Source organism: Massilia glaciei, assembly GCF_003011895.2.
Lineage (GTDB): Bacteria > Pseudomonadota > Gammaproteobacteria > Burkholderiales > Burkholderiaceae_D > Telluria_A > Telluria_A glaciei.
Genome location: NZ_PXWF02000028.1, coordinates 1 through 668, shown reverse-complemented (window position 1 = coordinate 668; position 668 = coordinate 1). Strand labels below are relative to the sequence as shown.

The 668-nt window shown below is 55.4% G+C and carries 1 protein-coding gene; it reads left to right on the top strand.

The genetic code is table 11. From position 1 onward, the window contains the following. Positions 1–667: group II intron maturase-specific domain-containing protein (locus C7C56_RS02055; protein ID WP_267874663.1), on the top strand; the 667-nt coding region annotated here is incomplete at its 5' end. Position 668 lies beyond the last annotated feature (1 nt).

Genomic DNA, 668 nt, shown 5'->3' with positions numbered 1-668 from the left:
AGGGGTGGTCAGTCCGATCTTGATGAATCTGTTCATGCATTACGCGTTCGACTGCTGGATGCAACGCACCTATCCTCAATGTCCGTTCGCCCGTTATGCCGACGACGCGGTGGTTCACTGTGGTAGTCAGAAGCAAGCGGAGGCCGTGATGCAGATGATCGCATCGCGGTTGGGGGAATGTGGATTGACGATGCACCCTGAAAAGTCAAAGATCGTATATTGCAGACACAGCCGTCGCACGGGCAGCTATCCGAACGTGAAGTATACGTTCCTCGGATTTACGTTTCGACCGAGAAAGGCGCTGAACAAACAGAACCGGCCATTTACAAGTTTCCTGCCGGGGGTGAGCGAGGCTGCCTTGAAGGACATGCGCAAAACCGTGCGCGGATGGAAGCTACACCGCCAGACATCGGCGAAACTTGCCGATCTGGCGCAGCAATACAACCCGGTCATAAGGGGATGGTGGCAATACTATGGGGAATTCTATCGGACAGCAATGCTCGAGCTTGCCAGCTACATTGATGGCAGGCTTCGGCAGTGGGCCAGACGGAAGTATAAAACGCTGAAGGCGCACAAGCGCCGCAGTGTCGAATGGCTTGGCAAGATGAGGGAAGTGTTCCCCCAGATGTTTGCGCACTGGTCACCCAGCGGGAGAGCGGTTGGATAGC